Here is a 21347-nt window from a genome sequence, read left to right as displayed (position 1 = left end):
GGGGGCGGCAAATCCAGCCCGTCCGGCGTTTGAGGACGAGCCCGGAGGGCGATCGACGGTGCCCGAGTCGACGGTGTGGGACCTAGGGCCTGTCCGGCGGAGCCGGCGCCGCCGGCTCGACCAGCACCGTGGCGATCCGGTTCCGCCGTCCCGCCGCCGCCTCCGCGGTGAGCCGCAGCCCCCGCCCGTCCGGCAGCTCCACAACCGTCGACGCCCCCGCGATCGGCACCCGCCCAAGGGCCTTCGCAAGCAGCCCCCCGACCGTCTCCACGTCCTCGTCGTCGAACTCCTCGATGCCGTACAGCTCGCCGAGGTCGCCGATGTCGAGCCGGGCCGTGACCCGGTAGGTGGCGTCGCCGAGGGGTTCCACGGGCGGGAGTTCCCGGTCGTACTCGTCGGTGATCTCGCCGACGATCTCCTCCAGGATGTCCTCGATCGTGACGATGCCGGCCGTGCCGCCGTACTCGTCGATGACGACCGCGACGTGGTTGCGCTCCTGCTGCATCTCACGCAGCAGGTCACCGGCGTTCTTCGTGTCCGGCACGAACGACGCCGGGCGCATCGCCGTGGACACCAGCTCCGACTCGGCGTCCCGGCTGATGTGCGTCTTGCGCGCCAGGTCCTTCAGATACACGATCCCGACCACGTCGTCCTCGCTCTCCCCGGTGACCGGGATGCGCGAGAAACCGGAGCGCAGGGCGAGCGTGAGGGCCTGCCGGATCGTCTTGTAGCGCTCGATCACGATCAGGTCGGTGCGCGGGACCATGACTTCGCGTACGAGGGTGTCGCCGAGCTCGAAGACGGAGTGCACCATGCGGCGCTCCTCGTCCTCGATCAGGGACTCCTTCTCGGCCAGGTCGACCAGCGCGCGCAACTCCGCCTCGGAGGCGAACGGGCCGCGCCTGAAGCCCTTGCCGGGGGTGAGCGCGTTGCCGAGGAGGATCAGGAGCGGCGGGACCGGGCCCATGATCCGGGCGAGCGGCAGCAGCACGTACGCGGCGGCCGTCGCCGTGTTCAGCGGGTGCTGGCGGCCGATGGTGCGCGGCGAGACCCCCACCGCGACGTACGACACGAGGACCATCACGCCGATCGCGACGGCCAGCGCCTCCCAGGTCCGCTGGAACTCCTGCAGGCACGCATACGTGACGAGGGCCGCGGCGGCCATCTCGCAGCCGACGCGGACAAGCAGCGCCAGGTTCAGATACCGCGTCGGATCGGCGGCGACCTGCGCGAGCTTCGCGCTGCCGCGCCGCCCGGAGCGCACCGCCTCCTCGGCGCGGAAGCTGGTCACACGCGCGAGGCCCGCCTCCGCGCAGGAGGCGAGCCACGCGACGACGACCAGCAGGACGGCGCCGAGAACGAGGGAGGCGCTCACGACACGGTGGGCGCCGGGGAGGGACCGGTGAGGCCCTTCTCCGCGCGCCAGCCGTCGACGATCGCGGACTGCAGGCCGAACATCTCGGCCTTCTCGTCCGGCTCCTCGTGGTCGTACCCGAGGAGGTGGAGCACGCCGTGGACGGTGAGGAGCTGCAGCTCCTCGTCCATGGAGTGCCCCGTCTCGGCCTCCTCGCCCTGCCGCTTGGCGACCTCGGGGCAGAGCACGATGTCACCGAGGAGTCCCTGCGGGGGCTCCGCGACATCGTCGTCCCGGCCCGGCGGGCGCAGTTCGTCCATCGGGAAGGACATGACGTCCGTCGGGCCCGGCAGGTCCATCCACTGGATGTGCAGCTGCTCCATCGCCTCGGTGTCCACGACGATCACCGAGAGCTCGGAGAGCGGGTGGATACGCATCCGCGCGAGCGCGTAGCGGGCGATGTCGAGGACCGCCTGCTCGTCGACCTCGGTGCCGGACTCGTTGTTGACGTCGATCGCCATGTGCGCTTTCTCGCTACTTCCCGCGTCGGTGACGGGGCGGCTTGTTCGTCCCGTTCTCCGTGCCGTTCTCGTTGTCGTACTTCTCGTACGCGTCGACGATACGGCCCACCAACTTGTGCCGGACCACGTCGTGCGATGTGAGCCGCGAGAAGTGCACGTCCTCGACGCCGTCCAGGATGTCCTGCACCTGCCGCAGCCCGGACTTGGTGCCGCCGGGCAGGTCGACCTGCGTGACGTCACCGGTGATGACGATCTTCGAGTCGAACCCGAGGCGGGTGAGGAACATCTTCATCTGCTCGGGGCTGGTGTTCTGCGCCTCGTCGAGAATGATGAACGCGTCATTCAAGGTCCTGCCACGCATGTACGCCAGCGGCGCGACCTCAATGGTCCCCGCAGCCATCAGCCGCGGGATCGAGTCCGGGTCGAGCATGTCGTGCAGCGCGTCGTAGAGCGGACGCAGGTACGGGTCGATCTTTTCGTAGAGCGTGCCGGGCAGGAAGCCGAGGCGTTCGCCGGCCTCGACGGCGGGGCGGGTCAGGATGATGCGGTTGACCTGCTTGGACTGCAGCGCCTGCACGGCCTTGGCCATCGCGAGGTACGTCTTGCCGGTGCCGGCGGGGCCGATGCCGAACACGACGGTGTGCTTGTCGATCGCGTCGACGTACCGCTTCTGGTTGAGCGTCTTGGGGCGGATCGTGCGGCCGCGGGACGAGAGGATGTTCTGGGTGAGCACCTCGGCCGGGGTCTCCTCGGGGCCCTCGCCGTTCTCGCCCGCCCTGAGCATGGCGATCGAGCGTTCCACTGCGTCCTCCGTCATCGGCTGTCCGGTGCGGAGCACCAGCATCATCTCGTCGAACAGGCGCTGGATGAGGGCGACTTCGGCCTCGTCGCCCACGGCGCTGATCTCGTTGCCCCGGACATGGATGTCGGCCGCCGGGAAAGCCTTCTCGATCACGCGCAGCAGGGCGTCCCCCGAGCCCAGAACGGTCACCATCGGGTGCTTCGCCGGTACGGAGAAGTGGGCTCGTGCCTGACCCTGCGCAGGGGTCTGAGCTGTCGGTGTCTGAGTCATGGGCCGGCTCTGTGGCCTGCTCGTCCTCCTCGATGCGGGGCTGACGCCGCGCGACTGCTTCTGGTGCTACAAGAGTACGTCGGGCCACTGACAACACCGAGAAGTTTTTCGAACGCTCGCCGGCCCCTCACCCGCCGTTTCCCGGCCTCGCACGGCCCGCTACCGGGTGCCGAACCCGATCGTCGGCACCGCCCGCCGCAGCGGCCACGGCCGGACCACGTCGGGCAGCATTGCGTCGAGGAACGCGTACCGCCTGAGCGCCGCCGGCTCCTGGTCGTCGTACGACTGCACATGCCGCCACCACGCGGCCACCTCGACCCAGCCGGGCGCCGAGAGCGAACCGCCGAACTCCTGCACCGAGAGGGCGGCGGTGAGGCCGGAGAAGGCGAGCCGGTCGGCGAGCGGCCAGCCGGCCAGGGTGCCGGTGACGAAGCCCGCGACGAACACGTCGCCCGCGCCGGTCGGGTCGAGCGCCGCCACCTCGATCGCGGGCACCTCGGCGGTCTCGCCGGTGCGCCCGTCCACCGCGTACGCGCCCTCGGCGCCGAGGGTGACGACGGCGAGCGGCACGTGCTCGGTGAGCGCGCGGGCCGCGGCGCGCGGGCAGGACGTGCGGGTGTAGCGCATGGCCTCCTCGGCGTTCGGCAGGAACGCCTCGCAGTGCCGCAGGTCGGGCAGGGCGGCGAGGTCCCAGCAGCCGGTGTCGTCCCAGCCGACGTCGGCGAAGACCCGGGTGCCGCGCGCGGCGGCGGTCGCGACCCAGTCCTCGCTCGTGCCCGGCGCCAGGGAGGCGACCGCCCCGCGCGCGCGTGGCGGCGATTCCGGCGCCGGTTCGCGTGGCGGCGGTGCCTCGTGGCCGTGCGAGATCATCGTCCGCTCGCCCTCGTACGCGAGGGACACGGTGACCGGGGAGTGCCAGCCGGGCACGGTGCGCGACGGCGCCAGGTCGATGCCCTCGCCCTTCTCCAGGGCGTCCCAGCAGTATTCGCCGTAGTGGTCGTCGCCGAAGGCCGCGGCGAGCGAGGTGCGCAGGCCGAGCCGGGACAGGGCGGTGGCCATGTTGGCGACGCCGCCGGGGCTCGACCCCATGCCGCGCGCCCAGGACTCGGTGCCGCGCACGGGCGCCGAGTCGAGGCCGGTGAAGATGATGTCGAGGAAGACGGTGCCGGTGAGGAACACGTCGCACGCCGGGTCGTCGGGGGTGCGCAGGGCCGCGAGCGGGTCGAGGCAGGTCGTGTGGTCGAACCGGGCCGTCCCGGGCGGCAGGCCACGGCCGCCGTACGCGGTCTGTTCGTCGAAACTCACTGTGCGCTCCCCGTACATGATGCGTGCAGGCCAGGCCAGTGTGCATCAACGCCGGCCGGCTCGGCCGGAAAGCCGGTGCATGGGGTAGCTTCCGCCGCATGAGGCTGACGATTCTCGGTGGCGGCGGATTCCGGGTCCCTCTCGTGTACGGCGCCCTGGCGGGCAGCGAGATCACGGAACTCACCCTGTACGACACGGATCCGGTGCGGCTCGGCGTGATCCGCTCGGTCCTGGCGGGGCTGCCGCCGGGCCCGCGCGTGCGGGTGGCCGACGGGCTCGACGACGCGCTGCGCGGCGCGGACTTCGTGTTCTCCGCGATCCGGGTCGGCGGCACCGCGGGCCGGGTCAGGGACGAGCGGCTGCCGCTCGCGGAGGGTGTGCTCGGGCAGGAGACGGTCGGCGCGGGCGGGGTCCTGTACGGGCTGCGCACGGTGCCGGTCGCGGTGCGCATCGCGGAGCGGGTGGCGGCGGTGGCGCCGGAGGCGTGGGTGATCAACTTCACCAACCCGGCGGGCACGGTCACGGAGGCGATGGCCTCGGTGCTCGGGGACCGGGTCATCGGCATCTGCGACTCCCCGGTCGGCCTGGTGCGGCGGGCGGCGCGGGCGGCGGGCGCCGACCCGGACGCGGTCGCGTACGACTATGTGGGTCTCAACCACCTCGGCTGGCTGCGGTCGTTGACGGCTCCGGACGGGCGTGACCTGCTGCCCGGGCTGCTCGCGGACTCCGCGGCGCTCGGCTCCTTCGAGGAGGGGAAGCTCTTCGGCGCGGAGTGGCTGCGCGCGCTCGGCTCGATCCCCAACGAGTACCTGCACTACTACTACTTCCGGCGCGAGACCCTGGACGCGGTGCGCGCCGCCGACGAGACGCGCGGCGAGTTCCTGGACCACCAGCAGGGCGAGTTCTTCGCCCGCGCGGCCGAACACCCTCAGCGGGCACGCGAGTTGTGGGAGGCGACGCGCCTGGAGCGCGAGGAGACGTACATGGCGGACAGCCGCGCGGCGAGCGGCGGCTGGCAGCGGGACTCCTGCGATCTGGACGGCGGCGGCTACGACCGGGTGGCGCTCGCCCTGATGCGCGCGATCGCCTCCGGCGCGGGCACCCGGTTGATCCTGAACGTCCGCAACGGCGGGACGGTGCCGGCGCTTCCCGCCGACGCGATCGTGGAGACGGTGTGCGAGGTGGATGCGCGGGGGGCGCGTCCGTTGCGGGGTGCGCCCCTGGGGGAGGCCGAACTGGGGCTCATGCTCCAACTGAAGGCGGTGGAGCGGGCGACGGTGGAGGCGGCGCTCTTCAAGGACCGGGACGCGGCGCTCCGTGCCCTGGCGTTGCACCCGCTGGTGGACTCACCTGCGGTGGCGGCGAGGATCCTGAGCGCCGTCTCGGCCGAGGCTTGACCGGACCTGCCTCAGTCGAACTCGTACGCCTCGACTTCAGCCAGGTAGCGCTCGCGCAGCGCCTCCTCGTCCTCCAGGAAGGACGCGAGGAACGAGTTCCGGGCCAGCTCCCGCAGCTGCTCGCGGTCCAGGCCCAGCGCCTCGTGCACCGCGTGGAACGTGTCCCCCACATACCCGCCGAAGTACGACGGATCGTCCGAGTTGACCGTGCACAGCAATCCGGCCGCCATCATCCGCGGCAGCGGGTGGTCCTCCAGGACGTCGACGGCCCGCAGCCGCACGTTGGACAGCGGGCACAGGGTGAGCGGGATGCGGTCCCGCACCAGGCGCTCGACCAGCGAGGCGTCCTCCATGCACCGCAGCCCGTGGTCGATCCGCTCCACGCCGAGGACGTCCAGGGCCTCAGTGACGTACGCCGCGGGCCCCTCCTCCCCCGCGTGCGCGACCCGGCGCAGGCCGAGCGCGGCGGCCGCCTCGTACACCTCGCGGAACTTGGCGGGCGGGTGGCCGGCTTCCGCCGAGTCGAGGCCGACGCCGGTGATCCGGTGCAGATGCGGCTTCGCGGCCTCAAGGGTCGCGAGGGCCGACTCGGCGGACTCGTCGCGCAGGAAGCACATGATGAGGCGGGTGGAGATCCCGTACCGCTCCCGGCTGCGGTCCAGGGCGCGGCCCAGGCCCTCGACGACGGTGCCGAGGGCGACGCCGCGCGCGGTGTGCGCCTGCGGGTCGAAGAAGATCTCCGCGTGTCGTACGCCCTGTTCGGCGGCGCGCGCGAGATAGGCGTCGGCGAGCTCCTCGAAGTCGGCCTCGGTGTGCAGGACCGCCATCAGGCCGTAGTACAGGTCGAGGAAGGACTGCAGGTCCTCGAAGAGGTACGCGCGGCGCAGCTCCTCGGTGTCGGCGTAGGGCAGTTCGACGCCGTTGCGGGCGGCGAGCGCGAAGGCCAGCTCGGGTTCGAGGGTGCCTTCGATGTGGAGGTGGAGTTCGGCCTTGGGCAGGTGCGTGGGCATGGGCGTACTTTCAGGGTGCTGGTTCAGGGGTTCCGTTTGGGCATGGGGACGGTCGACAGGTCGGCCGCGACGGTCAGTTCGCCCGTGAATCCGGCGGCGCGCGCCTGCCGGGCGAATTCCTGCGGGTCCGCGTACCGCTGCGAGAAGTGAGTGAGGACCAGGTGCCGCACGCCCGCGTCCCGCGCCACCGTCGCGGCCTGGCCGGACGTCAAGTGGCCGTGTTCGCGGGCGAGTTGTTTGTCCTCGTCGAGGAAGGTCGACTCGATGACGAGCAGGTCGCAGCCCTCGGCGAGGGCGTACACGCCGTCGCAGAGGCGGGTGTCCATGACGAACGCGAACCGCTGCCCGCGCCGCACCTCGCTGACGTCTTCGATCCGCACCCCGCGCAGCTCGCCCGCGCGCTGCAGCACGCCCACGTCCGGCCCCTCGATGCCGTGCCCGGCGAGGAGTTCGGGCCGCATGCGGCGCCCGTCGGGCTCGACGAGCCGGTAGCCGAAGGACTCCACCGGGTGCGAGAGGCGGCGCGCTTCGAGGGTGTACGCGGGCGTGGTGGCGAGCACGCCGTCGGCGGCGACCGGGGCCTCGGTCAGCCGGACGGTCTCGCGGTACGCGGTGGCGTACCGGAGGCGGTCGAAGAAGTGCCGGCCGGAGCGCGGGTAGTGGGCGGTGACCTCGTGCGGCACCCGGTCGAGGTTGATGCGCTGGATCACGCCGGCGAGGCCGAGGGAGTGGTCGCCGTGGAAGTGGGTGACGCAGATCCGGTCGATGTCGTGCGCGGAGACACCGGCGCGCAGCATCTGCCGCTGGGTGCCCTCGCCGGGGTCGAAGAGGATGCCCTGGCCGTCCCAGCGCAGCAGGTAGCCGTTGTGGTTGCGGTGCCGTGTCGGCACCTGGCTGGCGGTGCCGAGGACGACGAATTCCCGTGCGGACAAGGTGGGTTACCGGTCTCTGCTGTCGCTGCCGCTATCCGGGGGGCCACTGCATGCCGCGGCCGCCGAGGATGTGGGCGTGCGCGTGGAACACGGTCTGGCCGGCGCCGCTGCCGGTGTTGAACACCAGCCGGTAGCTCTCCAGCTTCTCGTCCGCGGCGACTTCTCCGGCCTCGCGCAGCAGGTCGGCGGTGATCTGCGGTTCGACGGCGGCGAGGGTGGCGGCGTCCCGGTAGTGGACCTTGGGGATGACCAGGATGTGCGTGGGGGCCTGGGGGTTGATGTCGCGGAAGGCGTACGTGGTGTCGGTCTCGCGTACGACGGTTGCGGGCACCTCGCCTGCGATGATCTTGCAGAACAGGCAGTCGGCTTGTGCCTCACCGGCCATGGGGAGCTCCTCGGTCCTTCGGCGTCTCAAGTGCGTACGGCGATGGTATCCGGCGATCTTTTCCCCACCCCGCCCCTTCTGTGGGGCGGGTCTTTCAGGGGCGCGGGGAACTGCGCGACCAGCCACGGCGGCGCGGAAAGATGACCGACGGCGCGAGGAAAGCCCTCCGGCGATTGAGGAGCGGGGGGGGCGGGGGCGGAGCCCCCTGGGGGTTACAGGGGCGGCAGCTCCGGGGGCACCTTCGCCGGGTTCTCCGTCAGCACCGCCAGTGCCATCCGGACCGCCTCGTCCAGCTGAGGGTCCCGCCCCGCCGCGTAGTCCTGGGGTGCCGTGACGACCTCCACGTCCGGGTCGACGCCGTGGTTCTCCACCGACCACCCGTACCCCTCAAGCCAGATCGCGTACTTGGGCTGCGTGACAAGGGTCCCGTCGACCAGGCGGTAGCGGCTGTCGATGCCGACGACGCCGCCCCAGGTCCGCGTACCCACCACGGGCCCGATGCCGAGGGCCTTGATCGCGGCGTTGACGATGTCCCCGTCGGAGCCGGAGAACTCGTTGGCGACGGCGATCACGGGCCCGCGCGGCGCGTCGAGCGGGTAGCTGAAGGGCGCCGCGCCGCGCGGCAGGTCCCAGCCGACGATGCGCCGGGCCAGCTTCTCCACGACGAGCTGCGAGGTGTGCCCGCCGCGGTTCTCGCGTACGTCGACGACCAGGCCGTCCTTGGCCACCTCAACCCGCAGGTCGCGGTGGATCTGGGCCCAGCCGGGCGCCTGCATGTCGGGTACGTGGAGGTAGCCGAGGCGCCCCTCGGACTTCTCGTGCACATACGCCCGCCGGTCCGCGACCCACGCGTGGTACCGCAGCGGCTCCTCGTCGTCGATCGGTACGACCACCGCGTGCCGTGGATCGCCGCCGCCGGACGGGGAGACGGTCAGCTCGACCGGCCGCCCGGCGGCGCCCACGAGCAGCGGCCCGGGGCCGGTCACCGGGTCGACGGGCCGCCCGTCGACCGCGAGCAGCGCGTCCCCCGCGCGTACCGCGACGCCGGGTGCGGCGAGCGGGGAGCGGGCGTGCGGGTCGGACGTCTCGGAGGCGAGGACGCGGTCGACGCGCCAACTGCCGTCCTGGTGCCGGGAGATGTCCGCGCCGAGCAGTCCTTGGCGGGTGTCGGAGCCGCCGTACCCGCCGGGTCCGCTGACGTAGGCGTGGGAGGTGCCGAGTTCGCCGTGGAGTTCGTAGAGCAGGTCGACGAGGTCGTCGTGGGTGGCGAGGCGGTCGACGACGGGGCGGTAGCGCGCGCAGGCGGCGGCCCAGTCGACGCCGCCCATGTCGGCGCGCCAGAAGTGGTCGCGCATGAGGCGGCCGGTCTCGTCGAACATCTGCCGCCACTCGGCGACGGGGTCGACGGTCTGGCGGATACGGGACAGGTCGACGGTGATGTGGCTGTCGCCGTCGTCGTCGGCGGGGGCGCGGCGGTCGCTGGGGACGACCTTCAGCTGGTCGCCGCTGCGCAGCAGGACCCGCTTGCCGTCGCCGCTGACGCCGAACTGGTCGGTGTCGGAGTGCAGTTCCTCGATGCGGCGCTGGGCCAGGTCGTACCGTTCGAGCGTGGTGTGCGGGCCCGGGTCGTCGAGGCCTGCGCGGTTGGCGCCGAGGGCGCCGCGGACGGGGTGGCGCAGCCACAGCACGCCGTCCTTGGCGGCGCGGAGTGCCGAGTAGCGGGCGGCCTCGACGGGGAACGGCACGATCCGGTCGGCGAGCCCGTCGAGGTCGATACGGGTGGTGGGGGCGTCGTCGCCGCCCTGCACCTCGCCGGACTTCTCGCCGGTCTCGAAGGGCCGGCCGTGCCGCTGCGGCCCGAAGGGCGAGGGCGTCGTCGCGGACAGGGTGATGAGGTGCGGGCGGCAGGCGCCGACGAAGGCCAGGTCGAAGACGTGCACGTCGTAGACCGGGTCGAAGGAGCGCTCGGAGAGGAACGCGAGATGCCGGCCGTCGAGGGTGAACGCGGGCGCGTAGTCGCAGAAGCGCAGCGGGGTCGCCTCGGAGACGGTGAGGTCGGCGGTGTTGGCGAGCTTGAGCTGCCGCAGCGGGGAGGGGCCGGGGTGGGACCAGGCGAGCCAGCCGGAGTCGGGCGAGAAGACGAGCCCGGACGCCTCGCCGTGCTCGCTGCGGTCGACCTCCCGGACTTCCCCGGAGGCGCGCTCGACGAGCAGGATCCGGCCGTCGTGCGAGGCGACGGCGGCTCGGCTGCCGTCGGGCGCCATGGCGAGGGACAGCACCCGCCCCAACTGCCCGGCGCCGACCCGCCGTACGGACCCGCCGGGCGCGACCCCGGTGGCGGGCGAGAACTCCAGGGCGTCGTCCCCCTCCGCGTCCGTCACCCACACCACATGCTCCTCGCCCTCCACCCGGAAGGTGCGCGGCAGCCGGGCCCGTACGCCCGGCTCGGCGGCGAGGGTGCGGGCCGGGCCGTCGCGGTGCGTCACCCAGTGCACGGTGCCGCGCACGGAGACGGCGCTGCCGCGGCCGGTGTGGTCGGGGGCGGCGGCGCCGAGGTTCCGCTCGGGGCGGACGGGGTGCGGCTGCAGGTCGGTGCGCTGGCCGCCGAGGCGGATGTCGAGGCGGCGGGGTTCGGCGGCGGAGTGGTCGTTGAGGTCGTCGAGGTCGTCGAGGTCGTCGAGGTCGTCGAGGAGCCAGAGTTCGCCGGAGGCGGTGTAGACGACGCGCCGGCCGTCGGTGGCGGCGTGCCGGGCGTAGAACTGGTCAAGAGGGCTGTGCCGCCGCAGGTCGCTCCCGTCGGGCAGCGAGGAGTAGACGGCGCCGGAGCCTTCATGATCGGACAGGAACCCGATCCTCTCCCCCGCCCACATCGGGTACTCGATGTTCCCGTCCAGGCCCTCGTGCACGCGGACGAACTCGCCGTCCCCCGCCCGGTCGATCCACAGCTTGCCCGCCGTACCGCCCCGGTACCGCTTCCAGTACGCGGCCTCGCGGCCCATCGTGACGGTCTGCAGCAGCACTTCGCCGCCGGACCCGAAGGCGAGGTCACCGACCGGACCGTACGGCAGCGTGGGCGCGGGTCCGCCGTCGAGCGGCACGGCGCGGGCCCAGCTGCGGCGCAGGGAGGCCTGGCCCTCGGTGGTGATCGCGAGGACCTGCCCGTCGGGGGTCCAGCCGCGCACGGAGGTCTTCCAATTCCCCCAGTGCGTGAGCCGCTCGGCGGGCCCGCCGTCGACGGGCGCGACGTGCACCTCGGGCGCGCCGTCGCGGGTGGAGGTCCAGGCGACCCGGGTGCCGTCGGGCGAGATCCGCGGGTGGTCGACGGGCATGTTGTCCGCACTGACGCGCCAGGCGCGCCCACCGTCGAGCGGGGCGACCCAGACGTCGTCCTCGGCGACGAAGGCGACCAAGTCGCCCTGAACATGCGGGAACCGGAGGTAGGCAGGCTGCGTCACCCGGTCAGCGTATGCAGCTCGCGCCGCGGGCGGGGGGTGTTTGGATCACTTGGCCGGAGCGCGCGGTCGTGAGCGGTATCCCTCTGCGGGGCGGGTGCCTGTCGGCTGTCCCCCTGCGGGGCGGGTGCCTGTCGTCCTACGGTGACCCGATGCCGAACAACCACCGCCTGCGCCGCCTGGTCACGGGGGACGCGGTCCACCTCTGGTCGGTCCGCCACCGCCACTCCCGCACGGGCTCGTGCGAGGAGGTCCTCAGCCTGTACGCGGAGGGCGCCAGGGTGCCGCTGCGCCTGGTGTTCCGCGAGGGCGACGGCCGGTATGTGTCCGAGGCCCTGATGGCCACGGGCCGCATCACGAAGAGCGGCGGCGGGGCGCTGAACCTGCGGGAGCCGGGCACGGTACGGAACCTGGTCGATGCGGCCCACGCCGTCGGGCTGCTGCCGGGCACGGGCGAGACGGACGGCTGGCCGGTGTTCGACGCGGTCGTCAGATCCGGCCCGTGGGAGACGGGCCCTTAACCCCAGCGCCCCGACCGCCCCAACAGCAGCGCCGCGGCCGCAGTCCCCGCCGTGGACGTCCGCAGGACCGAAGGCCCCAGGCGGTACGGCTGTGCGCCGGACGCGGCGAAGAGGTCCAACTCCTCGGGGGAGACGCCGCCTTCGGGGCCGACGACGAGGATCGCGTCACCGGTGGCGGGGAGCTCCGCCGAGGCAAGCGGCGAGCTGCCCTCCTCGTGCAGGACCCCCGCGAAGGCCGCACCGGCGAGGAGCGCCGCGACGTCCTTCGTGGAGGCGAGGCCGGAGACCTCGGGGAAGCGCAGCCGCCGCGCCTGCTTGCCCGCCTCCCGGGCGGTGGCCCGCCACTTGCCGAGGGACTTGACTCCCCGCTCACCGCGCCACTGCGTGATGCACCGGGACGCCGACCACGGCACGATCGCGTCGACGCCGGTCTCCGTCATGGTCTCCACGGCCAGCTCGCCCCGGTCGCCCTTGGGCAGGGCCTGGACGACGGTGATGCGCGGCGCCGGCTCCGGGTCCACGAGCGATCCGGTCAGCTCGACCGTGAGCCGGTCCTTGCCCTCCGCGGCCAGGACGGTCGCCGAGGCTCCGCGGCCGAGCCCGTCCGTGAGGACCACCCGCTCGCCCGCGCGCAGCCGCCGTACCGACACCGCGTGCCGGCCCTCGGGCCCGTCGAGGACGAACTCGCCGCCGCCGGAGGGGACTTCGTCGACCACGAAGACCGGCGCGGTCATCGCACGGCCCGCTCGGCGAGCGCCGTCCGCGCCGCGTCCAGCTCGGCCGCGAGCACCTCGACCAGCTGACCGGCCGGCAGCTCCCGGCTCAGCCGGTGGCCCTGGCCGGCCCACAGGCTCATGGCCTGCGCGTCCCCGGCCTTGGCGGCGGCCTTGCGGATGCCGCCGGTGAGGTAGTGGATCTGGGGGTACGCGGCGGGTGCGTACGGGCCGTGCTCGCGCAGGAAGCGGTTGACGAGGCCGCGGGCCGGGCGGCCGGAGAAGGCGCGGGTGAGTTCGGTGCGTACGAACAGGGGGTTCGTCATGGCCTGCTTGTGCAGCGGGTTCGCGCCCGACTCGGGGCAGACCAGGAACGCGGTGCCGAGCTGTGCCGACTCCGCGCCGGCCGCGAGCACCGCCGCGATCTGGCTGCCGCGCATCAGTCCGCCGGCGGCGACGATCGGCAGCTGCACGGTCTCCCGCACCTGTGCGATCAGCGCGAGCAGGCCGACCCCGGCGGCGTCGCGCTGCGGGTCGTCGCGGTGGGTGCTCTGGTGTCCGCCGGCCTCGATGCCCTGCACGCACACCGCGTCGGCGCCCGCCCACTGGGCGGCCTGGGCCTCTTCGGCGCTGGTCACGGTGACGACGGTGGTGGTGCCGACGCGCGCGAACGCTTCGAGGACGTCCCGCGTGGGGCAGCCGAAGGTGAAGGAGACGACGGGTACGGGGTCGTCGAACAGGATGGCCAGCTTGGCCTCGTAGCCGTCGTCGCGGCCGGAGTCCGGGTCGCCGAGCGGGGCGTCGTACCAGGCGGACTCGCCGGCGAGCTGGTGGGCGTACACGGCGATCGCGCTCGGGTCGGCGTACTCGGGCTGCGGCATGAACAGGTTGACGCCGAACGGCCGGTCGGTGAGCCCGCGCAGCTGCTTGATCTCCTGGTACATGCCGTCGGCGGTCTTGTATCCGGCGGCCAGGAAACCGAGGCCGCCCGCTGCGCAGACGGCGGCGGCGAGCGGGGGTCCTGACGTGCCACCGGCCATGGGGGCCTGCACGATCGGGTACGGGCTGAGATCGGTCAGTGCGGTGGACATGAGCGCATGCTTTCACGTCCACCGCACACCGTTAAATCCAGCCCAGGGCCGGGCGTAGATCCAGCCCTGGGCCGGGCGTAGATCCAGCCCTGGGCCGAGCACTCAGCGCCCGTTGAACGCATCCTTCAGCCGATGGAACAACCCCTGCTGCCCCGGCTGGAACTGGCCGGTCGGCCGTTCCTCGCCGCGTGCCTTGGACAGCTCCCGCAGCAGCCGTTCCTGCTCCGGGTCCAGCTTGGTGGGCGTGGTGACCTCGACGTGCACGATGAGGTCGCCGCGGCCGCCGCCGCGCAGGTGCGTGACGCCGCGCCCGTGCAGCGGGATCGACTGGCCGGACTGGGTGCCCGGCCGGATGTCGACATCCTCCATGCCGTCCAGCGTCTCAAGCGGCACCTTCGTGCCGAGGGCCGCCGCGGTCATCGGGATGGTGACCGTGCAGTGCAGGTCGTCGCCGCGCCGCTGGAAGACGGGGTGCGGGAGTTCGTGGATCTCGACGTACAGGTCTCCGGCGGGGCCGCCGCCGGGGCCGACCTCGCCCTCGCCCGCGAGCTGGATGCGCGTGCCGTTGTCGACACCGGCCGGGATCTTCACCGTCAGGGTGCGACGGGAGCGGATCCGGCCGTCGCCCGCGCACTCGGGGCACGGGGTCGGGACGACGGTGCCGAAGCCCTGGCACTGCGGGCAGGGGCGCGAGGTCATGACCTGGCCGAGGAAGGACCGGGTGACCTGGGAGACCTCACCGCGGCCGCGGCACATGTCGCAGGTCTGCGCCGAGGTGCCGGGTGCGGCGCCCTCGCCGGAGCACGTCGTGCAGACGACGGCCGTGTCGACCTGGATGTCCTTGGTCGTGCCGAAGGCCGCCTCGTCCAGCTCGATCTCCAGGCGGATCATCGCGTCCTGGCCACGGCGCGTACGCGAACGGGGTCCGCGCTGGGACGCCGTACCGAAGAACGCGTCCATGATGTCCGAGAAGTTCCCGAACCCGCCCTGGCCGAAGCCGCCGGCGCCTCCGCCGCCGCCCGCCTGGGACAGGGGGTCGCCGCCGAGGTCGTAGACCTGCTTCTTCTGCGGGTCCGACAACACCTCGTAGGCGGCGTTGATCTCCTTGAACCGCTCCTGGGTCTTCGGGTCGGGGTTCACATCGGGGTGAAGTTCCCTCGCCAGCCTCCGGAAGGCCTTCTTGATCTCGTCCTGGGAGGCGTCGCGGCGCACGCCAAGAGTGGCGTAGTAGTCCGTGGCCACTTACGACTCCGCCAGGATCTGTCCGACGTAACGTGCCACTGCGCGTACTGCTCCCATCGTTCCGGGGTAGTCCATGCGGGTCGGTCCGACCACGCCGAGCTTGGCGACTGCTTCGCCGCCCGAACCGTAGCCGACCGAGACGACGGACGTGGAGTTGAGGCCCTCGTGGGCGTTCTCGTGCCCGATGCGTACCGTCATGCCCGAATCCTTGGCCTCGCCGAGCAGCTTGAGGAGAACGACCTGCTCCTCAAGTGCTTCGAGCACCGGCCGGATCACGAGCGGGAAATCATGCCCGAAGCGGGTGAGATTGGCGGTGCCGCCGATCATCAGCCGCTCCTCGGTCTCCTCGACGAGGGTTTCGAGAAGGGTGGCGAGGACGGTCGCGACGGTGCCGCGGTCGTCCGCCTCGAAGGACTCGGGCAGGTCCTGCACCAGCTGCGGTACGTCCGAGAAGCGGCGCCCCGCGACCCGGCTGTTGAGGCGCGCCCGCAGGTCCGCGAGCGCACTCTCGCCGAACGGCGCCGGGCAGTCCACGTGCCGCTGCTCGACCCGCCCGGTGTCGGTGATCACCACCAGCATCAGGCGTGCGGGCGCGAGCGAGAGGAGTTCCACGTGGCGCACCGTGGACCGCGTCAGGGACGGGTACTGCACCACGGCGACCTGCCGGGTCAGCTGCGCGAGCAGCCGCACCGTACGGCCCACGACGTCGTCGAGGTCGACGGCGCCTTCGAGGAAGTTCTGGATGGCGCGCCGCTCGGGGGCGGTCATCGGCTTCACGGAGGTGAGCTTGTCGACGAAGAGGCGGTACCCCTTGTCGGTGGGGATGCGCCCGGCGCTGGTGTGCGGCTGGGCGATGAACCCCTCCTCCTCCAGGGCCGCCATGTCGTTGCGCACGGTGGCCGGGGAGACGCCGAGGTGGTGCCGCTCGGTGAGCGCCTTGGAGCCGACGGGCTCCTCGGTGCCGACGTAGTCCTGGACGATGGCGCGCAGCACTTCAAGCCTGCGTTCACTCAGCATGCGCGCGCACCTCCCTGCCTCGCCTCGTCACCGCAGTCGGCCCGGCCACTGTCGGCCTGGCCACTGTCTGGCACTCACCGCAGCAGAGTGCCAGCATTTACCGGCCCAGTGTACGGCCGTGGGGTACGCACCCGGCAAGGGTGGGGGCACCGAGGCCGCGCAGCCCCGCGCGGGCGGGGTTAGCGTCTCCTTATGCGGTTGACTTGGGAAGAGCCGTACGCCTCCGACTGGGAGCGGTTGTCCCCGTACGCGGCGCGGCGACGGCTGCCGCGGTGGGACTGCACGGCGGGCCTGGTGGCGGGCGAGCACGCGGCGCTCCTGGTCGACGCGGGGTCCTCGCTGCGGGAGGGCGTGGAGCTGCGCCGGCAGGCCGAGGCGCTGCTCGGCGGCGCGCGTGTGACGCATCTCGCCCTGACGCATCCGCACTTCGACCACATCTTGGGCGCGGCCGCGTTCTCCGGCGTCGAGGTGTTCGGCGCGGTCGGCGTCGACGGGGTCCTGGCGCGCGACCGCGACGAGCTGGCCGCGGACGCGGTACGGCACGGTCTGGACGCGCGCGCGGCGGGCGAGGCCGTGGACCTCCTTGTCCGCCCGCACCATCTGGTGTGCGGCGAGTGGACGCTCGACCTGGGCGGCGTGCAGGTCATGCTCGCCAATGTCGGCCCCGGCCACACGGGCCATGACCTGGCGGTGCTCGTCCCGGGCGGGAACGGTTCCCCGGAGATCGTGTTCTGCGGCGACCTGGTCGAGGAGTCCGGCGACCCGCAGGCGGGCCCGGACGCGATGCCCGCGCAGTGGCCGCACGCCCTGGACCGGCTGCTCGACCTCGGCGGGGAGGACGCGGTGTACGTGCCGGGGCACGGTTCCGTGGTGAACGCGGCGTTTGTCCGTACGCAACGGGCCGCGCTGGCCGCGCAGTTCGGCGTGTCGTAGCCCCGGCCGGGAGGCTTCTCTTATCGTCGGCCGAATGCGCCCACCCGTCTCCCGCCACCGCCCCTCCGACGAGGGCCCTTCGGGCCCGCAGCGCCGTGTGTACAGCCCCGATCTGACGCCCCCGTGGAAGAAGCCGAAGCCGGTCCCGGAGGTGGCGGCCGAACGCGATCTGGTCGTGGAGGAGGTGTCGACCGGGTTCTGCGGTGCGGTGACCGGCTGCGAGGCGGGCACCGTGACCCTGGAGGACCGCTTCGGCAAGCACCGCGTCTTCCCGCTCGAACCGCGCGGTTTCCTCCTGGAGGGCCGCGTCGTCACCCTCGTCCGCCCCGCCGCGTCCGCTCCGGTACGCCCCACCCGTACCGCCTCCGGTTCGGTCGCCGTCCCCGGCGCTCGGGCCCGGGTCGCGCGGGCCGGCCGGATCTACGTGGAGGGGCGGCACGACGCCGAGCTGGTCGAGAAGGTGTGGGGCGACGACCTGCGCGTCGAGGGCGTGGTCGTGGAGTACCTGGAGGGCGTCGACGACCTCCCCTCGGTCGTCGCCGGGTTCGCCCCGGACGCGGACGCCCGCCTCGGCGTTCTGGTGGACCACCTGGTGCCCGGCTCGAAGGAGTCCCGCATCGCGGCGTCGGTGAGCAGCGAGCACGCGCTGGTGGTGGGGCACCCGTACATCGACATCTGGGAGGCCGTGAAGCCGTCCGCGCTCGGCATCGCAAGGTGGCCCCGCGTGCCCCGGGGGCGGGACTGGAAGACGGGGGTGTGCGAGGCGCTGGGCTGGCCGTCGTCCAACACGGGGGCGGTGTGGCAGGCGATTCTGGGGCGGGTCAACTCCTACCGGGACTTGGAGCCGGAACTCCTGGGACGGGTGGAGGAGTTGATCGACTTTGTGACGGTGCCCCGATAGGGGCGCGGGGAACTGCGCGACCAGCCACGACGGCGCGACAGCCGAATGCCTGGGCGGCAGGGGAGAAATCCGCCTCAGTCGACCAGGTCCCGCACCACCCCGTCCGCCAGCAACCGCCCCCGCAACGTGAGAACCGCACGTCCCTGCTCGTACGGACCGGGGGCCAGCAGGCCGTCCTCCCGCGCCCGGCGAGACGCCGCAAGCCCGTCCGGACGGAGCAGCGACAACGGCACCCCCTCCCGCAGCCGCAGCTCAAGCAGCACCCGCTCGACCCGCCGGTCCTCCGAGGACAACAGCTCCCGCCCGGCACCGGGCGAGCGCCCGGCACCCAGCGCCTGCGCATACGCGCCCGGATGCTTGACGTTCCACCACCGCACGCCCCCCACGTGCGAGTGCGCGCCGGGGCCCGCGCCCCACCAGTCCGCGCCCCGCCAGTACAGCTCGTTGTGCAGGCAGCGCCCCGCGTCCGTGGTGGCCCAGTTGGACACCTCGTACCAGGAGAAGCCCGCCCCGGCGAGGAGCTCGTCGGCGATGAGATAGCGGTCGGCGTGCACGTCGTCGTCGGTCATCGGGACCTCGCCGCGCCGGATCCGCCGCGCGAGCTGCGTGCCCTCCTCGACGATCAGGGCGTACGCCGAGACGTGGTCGGGCCCGGCGCCGATGGCCGCGTCGAGGGTGGCCCGCCAGTCCTCGTCGGACTCGCCGGGGGTGCCGTAGATCAGGTCGAGGTTGACATGGCCGAAGCCGGCCGCGCGGGCCTCGGCGACGCAGGCCTCGGGGCGGCCGGGGGTGTGCGTGCGGTCGAGGACCTTCAGGACGTGCTGCCGGGCGCTCTGCATGCCGAACGAGATCCGGTTGAATCCGCCCTCGCGCAGCTCGGCGAGGTACGCCGGATCCACGGACTCCGGGTTGGCCTCGGTCGTGACCTCGGCGTCGGGGGCCAGCCCGAACTCCGTGCGCAGGGCGCCGAGGGCCCGTACGAGATCGGCCGCGGGCAGCAGCGTGGGCGTGCCGCCGCCGACGAAGACCGTGCGGACCGGGCGCGGGTCGTCGCCGAGGACCTTGCGGGCGAGGCGGATCTCCTCGATCAGGTGGTCCGCGTAGTTGTCCCGGGAGGCCAGGGCGCCCTCGGGGCCGCGCAGCTCGCTCGCGGTGTAGGTGTTGAAGTCGCAGTAGCCGCAGCGGGTCGCGCAGTAGGGAACGTGCAGGTAGAACCCGAGGGGGCGGGCGGCTGCGTCGGCCAGGGCGTGCGCGGGCAGCGCCCCGTCGAAGGGGACGGGCTCACCATCGGGGAGTACGGAGGGCATGGGGTCCATTGTCCCGTACCGCCGCCGAAGGCCGGGCCGCCTGTGGATAACTCCGACCGGGGCTCACTGGGCCTGCAGGACAAGCAGCGCCAGGTCGTCGTCCGGCGGCTCGGCGGAGAACTCGTGCACGAGGTGGCGGATGCGCTCCGCGACGTGCAGGGCGCTCAGGCCGGTGCAGGTGGCGAGCGCGGCGGCGAGTCCGTCGCCGTCGTCGAACTGGCGCGGCCCGTCGCGGCGTTCGGTGACGCCGTCGGTGACGAGCAGCAGGGTCTCGCCGCGGCGCAGCAGGAAGGTCTCGCCGGTGTATGCCGCGTCGTCCAGGACGCCGAGGATCACCTGCGGCTCGGCGGCGGCCCGGACGCCGCCCTCGGGGTCGAGGACGAGCGGGAGCGGGTGCCCGGCGCAGGCCACGGTGCAGCGCACGCCGTCGTCGGTGGGGACGAGCTCGCCGTACAGGACAGAGAGGAAGCGGCTGGGCGAGGCGGTGTCGGGGGAGCCGGTGTGCGGCAGTGCGGCGTACGGGGAGCCGTGCGCCCCGCCCGTACGCGAAGCGTGGTCGGGCGGTCCGGGCAGCCCGGGCAGCCCGGCCGCGGCGACCGCGCGGGCGGCGGCCTCGGCGGCTTCCATCGCGTCGTCGAGGAGGGCCTGGTTGAGGCGGGTGAGGACGTCCCCGACGCTGTACCCCTCGCGGGCGAGGAGCCGCAGCCAGGGGCGGGCGAGGCCGGTGACGACGGCGGCCTCGGGGCCGTTGCCGCAGACGTCGCCGAGGGCGAAGCACCAGCGGCCGTCGCCGGCGGGGAACACGTCGTAGAAGTCGCCGCCCGCGAGGCCCTTGTCGCGGGGTTCGTAGACGAGCGCGGTCTGCAGTCCGGGGACCTCGGCGACAGAGCTGGGCAGCAGGCCGCGCTGCAGGACGCGGCTGATGGTGGCCTGCCGGGTGTACTGCCGGGCGGCGCCCACGGCGAGGGCGACGCGGCGGCTGAAGTCCTGCAGCAGACCGGTGACCTGGTCGGGGAACCGCTGCTGCCCGGCCCGGCCGACGAGCAGCGTGCCGAGGGCCCGGCCGCCCGCGACAAGGCGGTGGGCGAGTGCGGTGCCGGTGGGCTCGGCGAGGCCCTCGGCGGGCCAGGGCACGGTGACGGGGCCGGAGTGCGGCGGTCCGTGCAGGTGCGGCGGCTCCTTCTCCAGGACGCGGTGCAGCTCCTCGATGCGGTTCTCGCTGCGGTGCCAGACGCGGGCGAGGCGGGGTGCGGAGGCCGGGGGCGCTGTGCGCCGGCCGCCCTCGTCGTCGAGCCAGACCGCGCACCAGTCGGCGAGGTGCGGGACGAGCAGCTGTCCGGCGAGGGCGGCGACCAGGTCCTCGTCCAGTTGCCCGGCGAGCAGGTCGGAGGCCTCGGCGAGGAAGGTCACGGCGTCGCGGTGGTCCCAGGAGCCGGGGTCGCGGGTGCGGTCGTCGCGCGTGCGGTCGTCGCGCGTGCGGTCGTGGGCGGGCGCGGAGTCGGGCGCGGAGTCGGGCGCGGGGGCGAGGCGTTCGGCGGCGCGCAGCCCGCGCTCGGCGGCCTGTTCCCCGGCGTACACCTCCAGCTCCCGCGCCACGTCGACGCCGTCCACGGGAAGCCGGGCCCAGACGGTCTTGCTGCCGGTGCGGTACGTGATGCCCCAGGACTCGGAGAGGGAGGCGACGAGGTGGAGGCCACGGCCGTACTCCGGCCCGTCGCCGGCGTGGTCGTCGGTGCTCGCGCCGTGCACGGGGCGGGCGGGGTGGTGGTCGGTGACCTCGACGAGCAGCGCGGCGCCCTCCCCTTCGTCGTTCTCCTGCGCGTACTCCAGGCGGCAGAGCACCTCGACGTCGGTGCCTGCGTGCACCACGGCGTTGGTGACGAGCTCGCTGACGAGGACCGCCGCGTCGTCGGCCAGCCGCTCGGTGACGCCGTGGGCGGAGGCGTGTTCACCGTTCTCCTCCGGGTCGGCGCGTGCGCCGGGCTCCGCCCAGTCGGCGAGGGCGGAGCGGACGAAGCGGCGGGCGGCGGCGGGGGCGAGGGAGGTGCCGGGCAGGGTGGTACGGGCGCAGGGGTGGGCCTCCCACGGGACGTGCGGAGGCGACGGGCGGGACTCCGACGCATGCGAGTCGGTCTCCCGCTGCATTGGAATGGACCCCACGTGCAGCTCCTGAGCGGTTTCGGGCGGTGTGCTG

General features: G+C 73.1%; 18 protein-coding genes. 4 read left to right on the top strand and 14 right to left on the bottom strand.

Annotation, left to right across the window (positions count from 1 at the left end):
• Window positions 1–82 precede the first annotated feature (82 nt).
• The 4 genes from QIS99_RS20865 to QIS99_RS20850 all read right to left on the bottom strand — a co-directional run bounded on the left by QIS99_RS20865 (window position 83) and on the right by QIS99_RS20850 (window position 4213).
• The gene (locus tag QIS99_RS20865; protein WP_282515085.1) at window positions 83–1375 is read right to left on the bottom strand and encodes a hemolysin family protein; all 1293 of its coding nucleotides are present in this window, start codon (window positions 1373–1375) and stop codon (window positions 83–85) included.
• On the bottom strand, window positions 1372–1875 hold the full coding sequence (gene ybeY, locus QIS99_RS20860) for an rRNA maturation RNase YbeY (RefSeq protein WP_282515084.1): 504 nt from the start codon (window positions 1873–1875) through the stop codon (window positions 1372–1374). The genes QIS99_RS20865 and ybeY overlap by 4 nt, the downstream gene beginning before the upstream one ends.
• 13 nt (window positions 1876–1888) lie before the next feature.
• A complete protein-coding gene (locus QIS99_RS20855) occupies window positions 1889–2947 on the bottom strand; it encodes a PhoH family protein (RefSeq protein WP_282515083.1) in 1059 nt (352 codons plus the stop codon).
• 159 nt (window positions 2948–3106) lie between these two features.
• Window positions 3107–4213, bottom strand: coding sequence for a carbohydrate kinase family protein (locus QIS99_RS20850; protein WP_282515118.1), 1107 nt, complete (start codon window positions 4211–4213; stop codon window positions 3107–3109).
• 137 nt (window positions 4214–4350) lie between these two features.
• On the opposite strand from QIS99_RS20850, the gene QIS99_RS20845 reads away from it, so the two are divergent.
• Window positions 4351–5649, top strand: coding sequence for a family 4 glycosyl hydrolase (locus tag QIS99_RS20845; RefSeq protein WP_282515082.1), 1299 nt, complete (start codon window positions 4351–4353; stop codon window positions 5647–5649).
• Between the two features lie 11 nt (window positions 5650–5660).
• On the opposite strand, the gene QIS99_RS20840 is transcribed toward QIS99_RS20845, so the two are convergent.
• The 4 genes from QIS99_RS20840 to QIS99_RS20825 form a co-directional block, all read right to left on the bottom strand.
• Window positions 5661–6659, bottom strand: coding sequence for an adenosine deaminase (locus QIS99_RS20840; protein WP_282515081.1), 999 nt, complete (start codon window positions 6657–6659; stop codon window positions 5661–5663).
• Window positions 6660–6682: 23 nt separating this feature from the next.
• Window positions 6683–7591 (bottom strand): ribonuclease Z, encoded by a 909-nt coding sequence (locus QIS99_RS20835; RefSeq protein ID WP_282515080.1) that lies wholly within the window; start codon window positions 7589–7591, stop codon window positions 6683–6685.
• 31 nt (window positions 7592–7622) lie between these two features.
• Window positions 7623–7976 (bottom strand): histidine triad nucleotide-binding protein, encoded by a 354-nt coding sequence (locus tag QIS99_RS20830; RefSeq protein WP_282515079.1) that lies wholly within the window; start codon window positions 7974–7976, stop codon window positions 7623–7625.
• Between the two features lie 212 nt (window positions 7977–8188).
• Entirely contained in the window at window positions 8189–11431 is a 3243-nt protein-coding gene (locus tag QIS99_RS20825) for a S41 family peptidase (protein ID WP_282515078.1), read from the bottom strand.
• A gap of 149 nt (window positions 11432–11580) precedes the next feature.
• Here QIS99_RS20825 and QIS99_RS20820 point away from each other — a divergent pair, with 149 nt between their 5' ends.
• Window positions 11581–11949: a hypothetical protein gene (locus QIS99_RS20820; RefSeq protein WP_282515077.1), complete on the top strand. Its 369-nt coding sequence runs from the start codon at window positions 11581–11583 to the stop codon at window positions 11947–11949.
• On the opposite strand, the gene QIS99_RS20815 is transcribed toward QIS99_RS20820, so the two are convergent.
• The 4 genes from QIS99_RS20815 to hrcA form a co-directional block, all read right to left on the bottom strand.
• On the bottom strand, window positions 11946–12683 hold the full coding sequence (locus QIS99_RS20815) for a 16S rRNA (uracil(1498)-N(3))-methyltransferase (protein ID WP_282515076.1): 738 nt from the start codon (window positions 12681–12683) through the stop codon (window positions 11946–11948). The two genes, QIS99_RS20820 and QIS99_RS20815, sit on opposite strands and share 4 nt — an antisense overlap.
• Complete coding sequence (locus QIS99_RS20810; RefSeq protein WP_282515075.1) at window positions 12680–13753, bottom strand: nitronate monooxygenase; 1074 nt, start codon at window positions 13751–13753, stop codon at window positions 12680–12682. The genes QIS99_RS20815 and QIS99_RS20810 overlap by 4 nt, the downstream gene beginning before the upstream one ends.
• Before the next feature lie 102 nt (window positions 13754–13855).
• Window positions 13856–14995, bottom strand: a complete 1140-nt coding sequence (gene dnaJ / locus QIS99_RS20805) for a molecular chaperone DnaJ (RefSeq protein ID WP_282515074.1) — start codon at window positions 14993–14995, stop codon at window positions 13856–13858.
• Complete coding sequence (hrcA, locus tag QIS99_RS20800) at window positions 14996–16012, bottom strand: heat-inducible transcriptional repressor HrcA (protein ID WP_282515073.1); 1017 nt, start codon at window positions 16010–16012, stop codon at window positions 14996–14998.
• Window positions 16013–16204: 192 nt separating this feature from the next.
• Between hrcA and QIS99_RS20795 the strand changes: the two genes are divergently transcribed.
• Together QIS99_RS20795 and QIS99_RS20790 are read left to right on the top strand one after the other, a co-directional pair.
• The gene (locus QIS99_RS20795; RefSeq protein WP_282515072.1) at window positions 16205–16945 is read left to right on the top strand and encodes an MBL fold metallo-hydrolase; all 741 of its coding nucleotides are present in this window, start codon (window positions 16205–16207) and stop codon (window positions 16943–16945) included.
• A 34-nt stretch (window positions 16946–16979) separates the two neighbouring features.
• Window positions 16980–17846, top strand: coding sequence for a DUF3097 domain-containing protein (locus QIS99_RS20790; protein WP_282515071.1), 867 nt, complete (start codon window positions 16980–16982; stop codon window positions 17844–17846).
• A 74-nt stretch (window positions 17847–17920) separates the two neighbouring features.
• Here the strand turns inward: QIS99_RS20790 and hemW are convergent, their stop codons facing one another.
• Window positions 17921–19153 (bottom strand): radical SAM family heme chaperone HemW, encoded by a 1233-nt coding sequence (hemW, locus tag QIS99_RS20785; protein WP_282515070.1) that lies wholly within the window; start codon window positions 19151–19153, stop codon window positions 17921–17923.
• A 63-nt stretch (window positions 19154–19216) separates the two neighbouring features.
• Window positions 19217–21313, bottom strand: coding sequence for a SpoIIE family protein phosphatase (locus QIS99_RS20780; RefSeq protein WP_282515069.1), 2097 nt, complete (start codon window positions 21311–21313; stop codon window positions 19217–19219).
• Between the last annotated feature and the right edge of the window lie 34 nt (window positions 21314–21347).

The sequence above is a fragment of the Streptomyces solicavernae genome, from assembly GCF_029968095.1.
Taxonomy (GTDB): domain Bacteria; phylum Actinomycetota; class Actinomycetes; order Streptomycetales; family Streptomycetaceae; genus Streptomyces; species Streptomyces solicavernae.
Note: the sequence above shows the minus strand (reverse complement) of the source record. Positions and strands in the feature narration are given on the sequence as shown.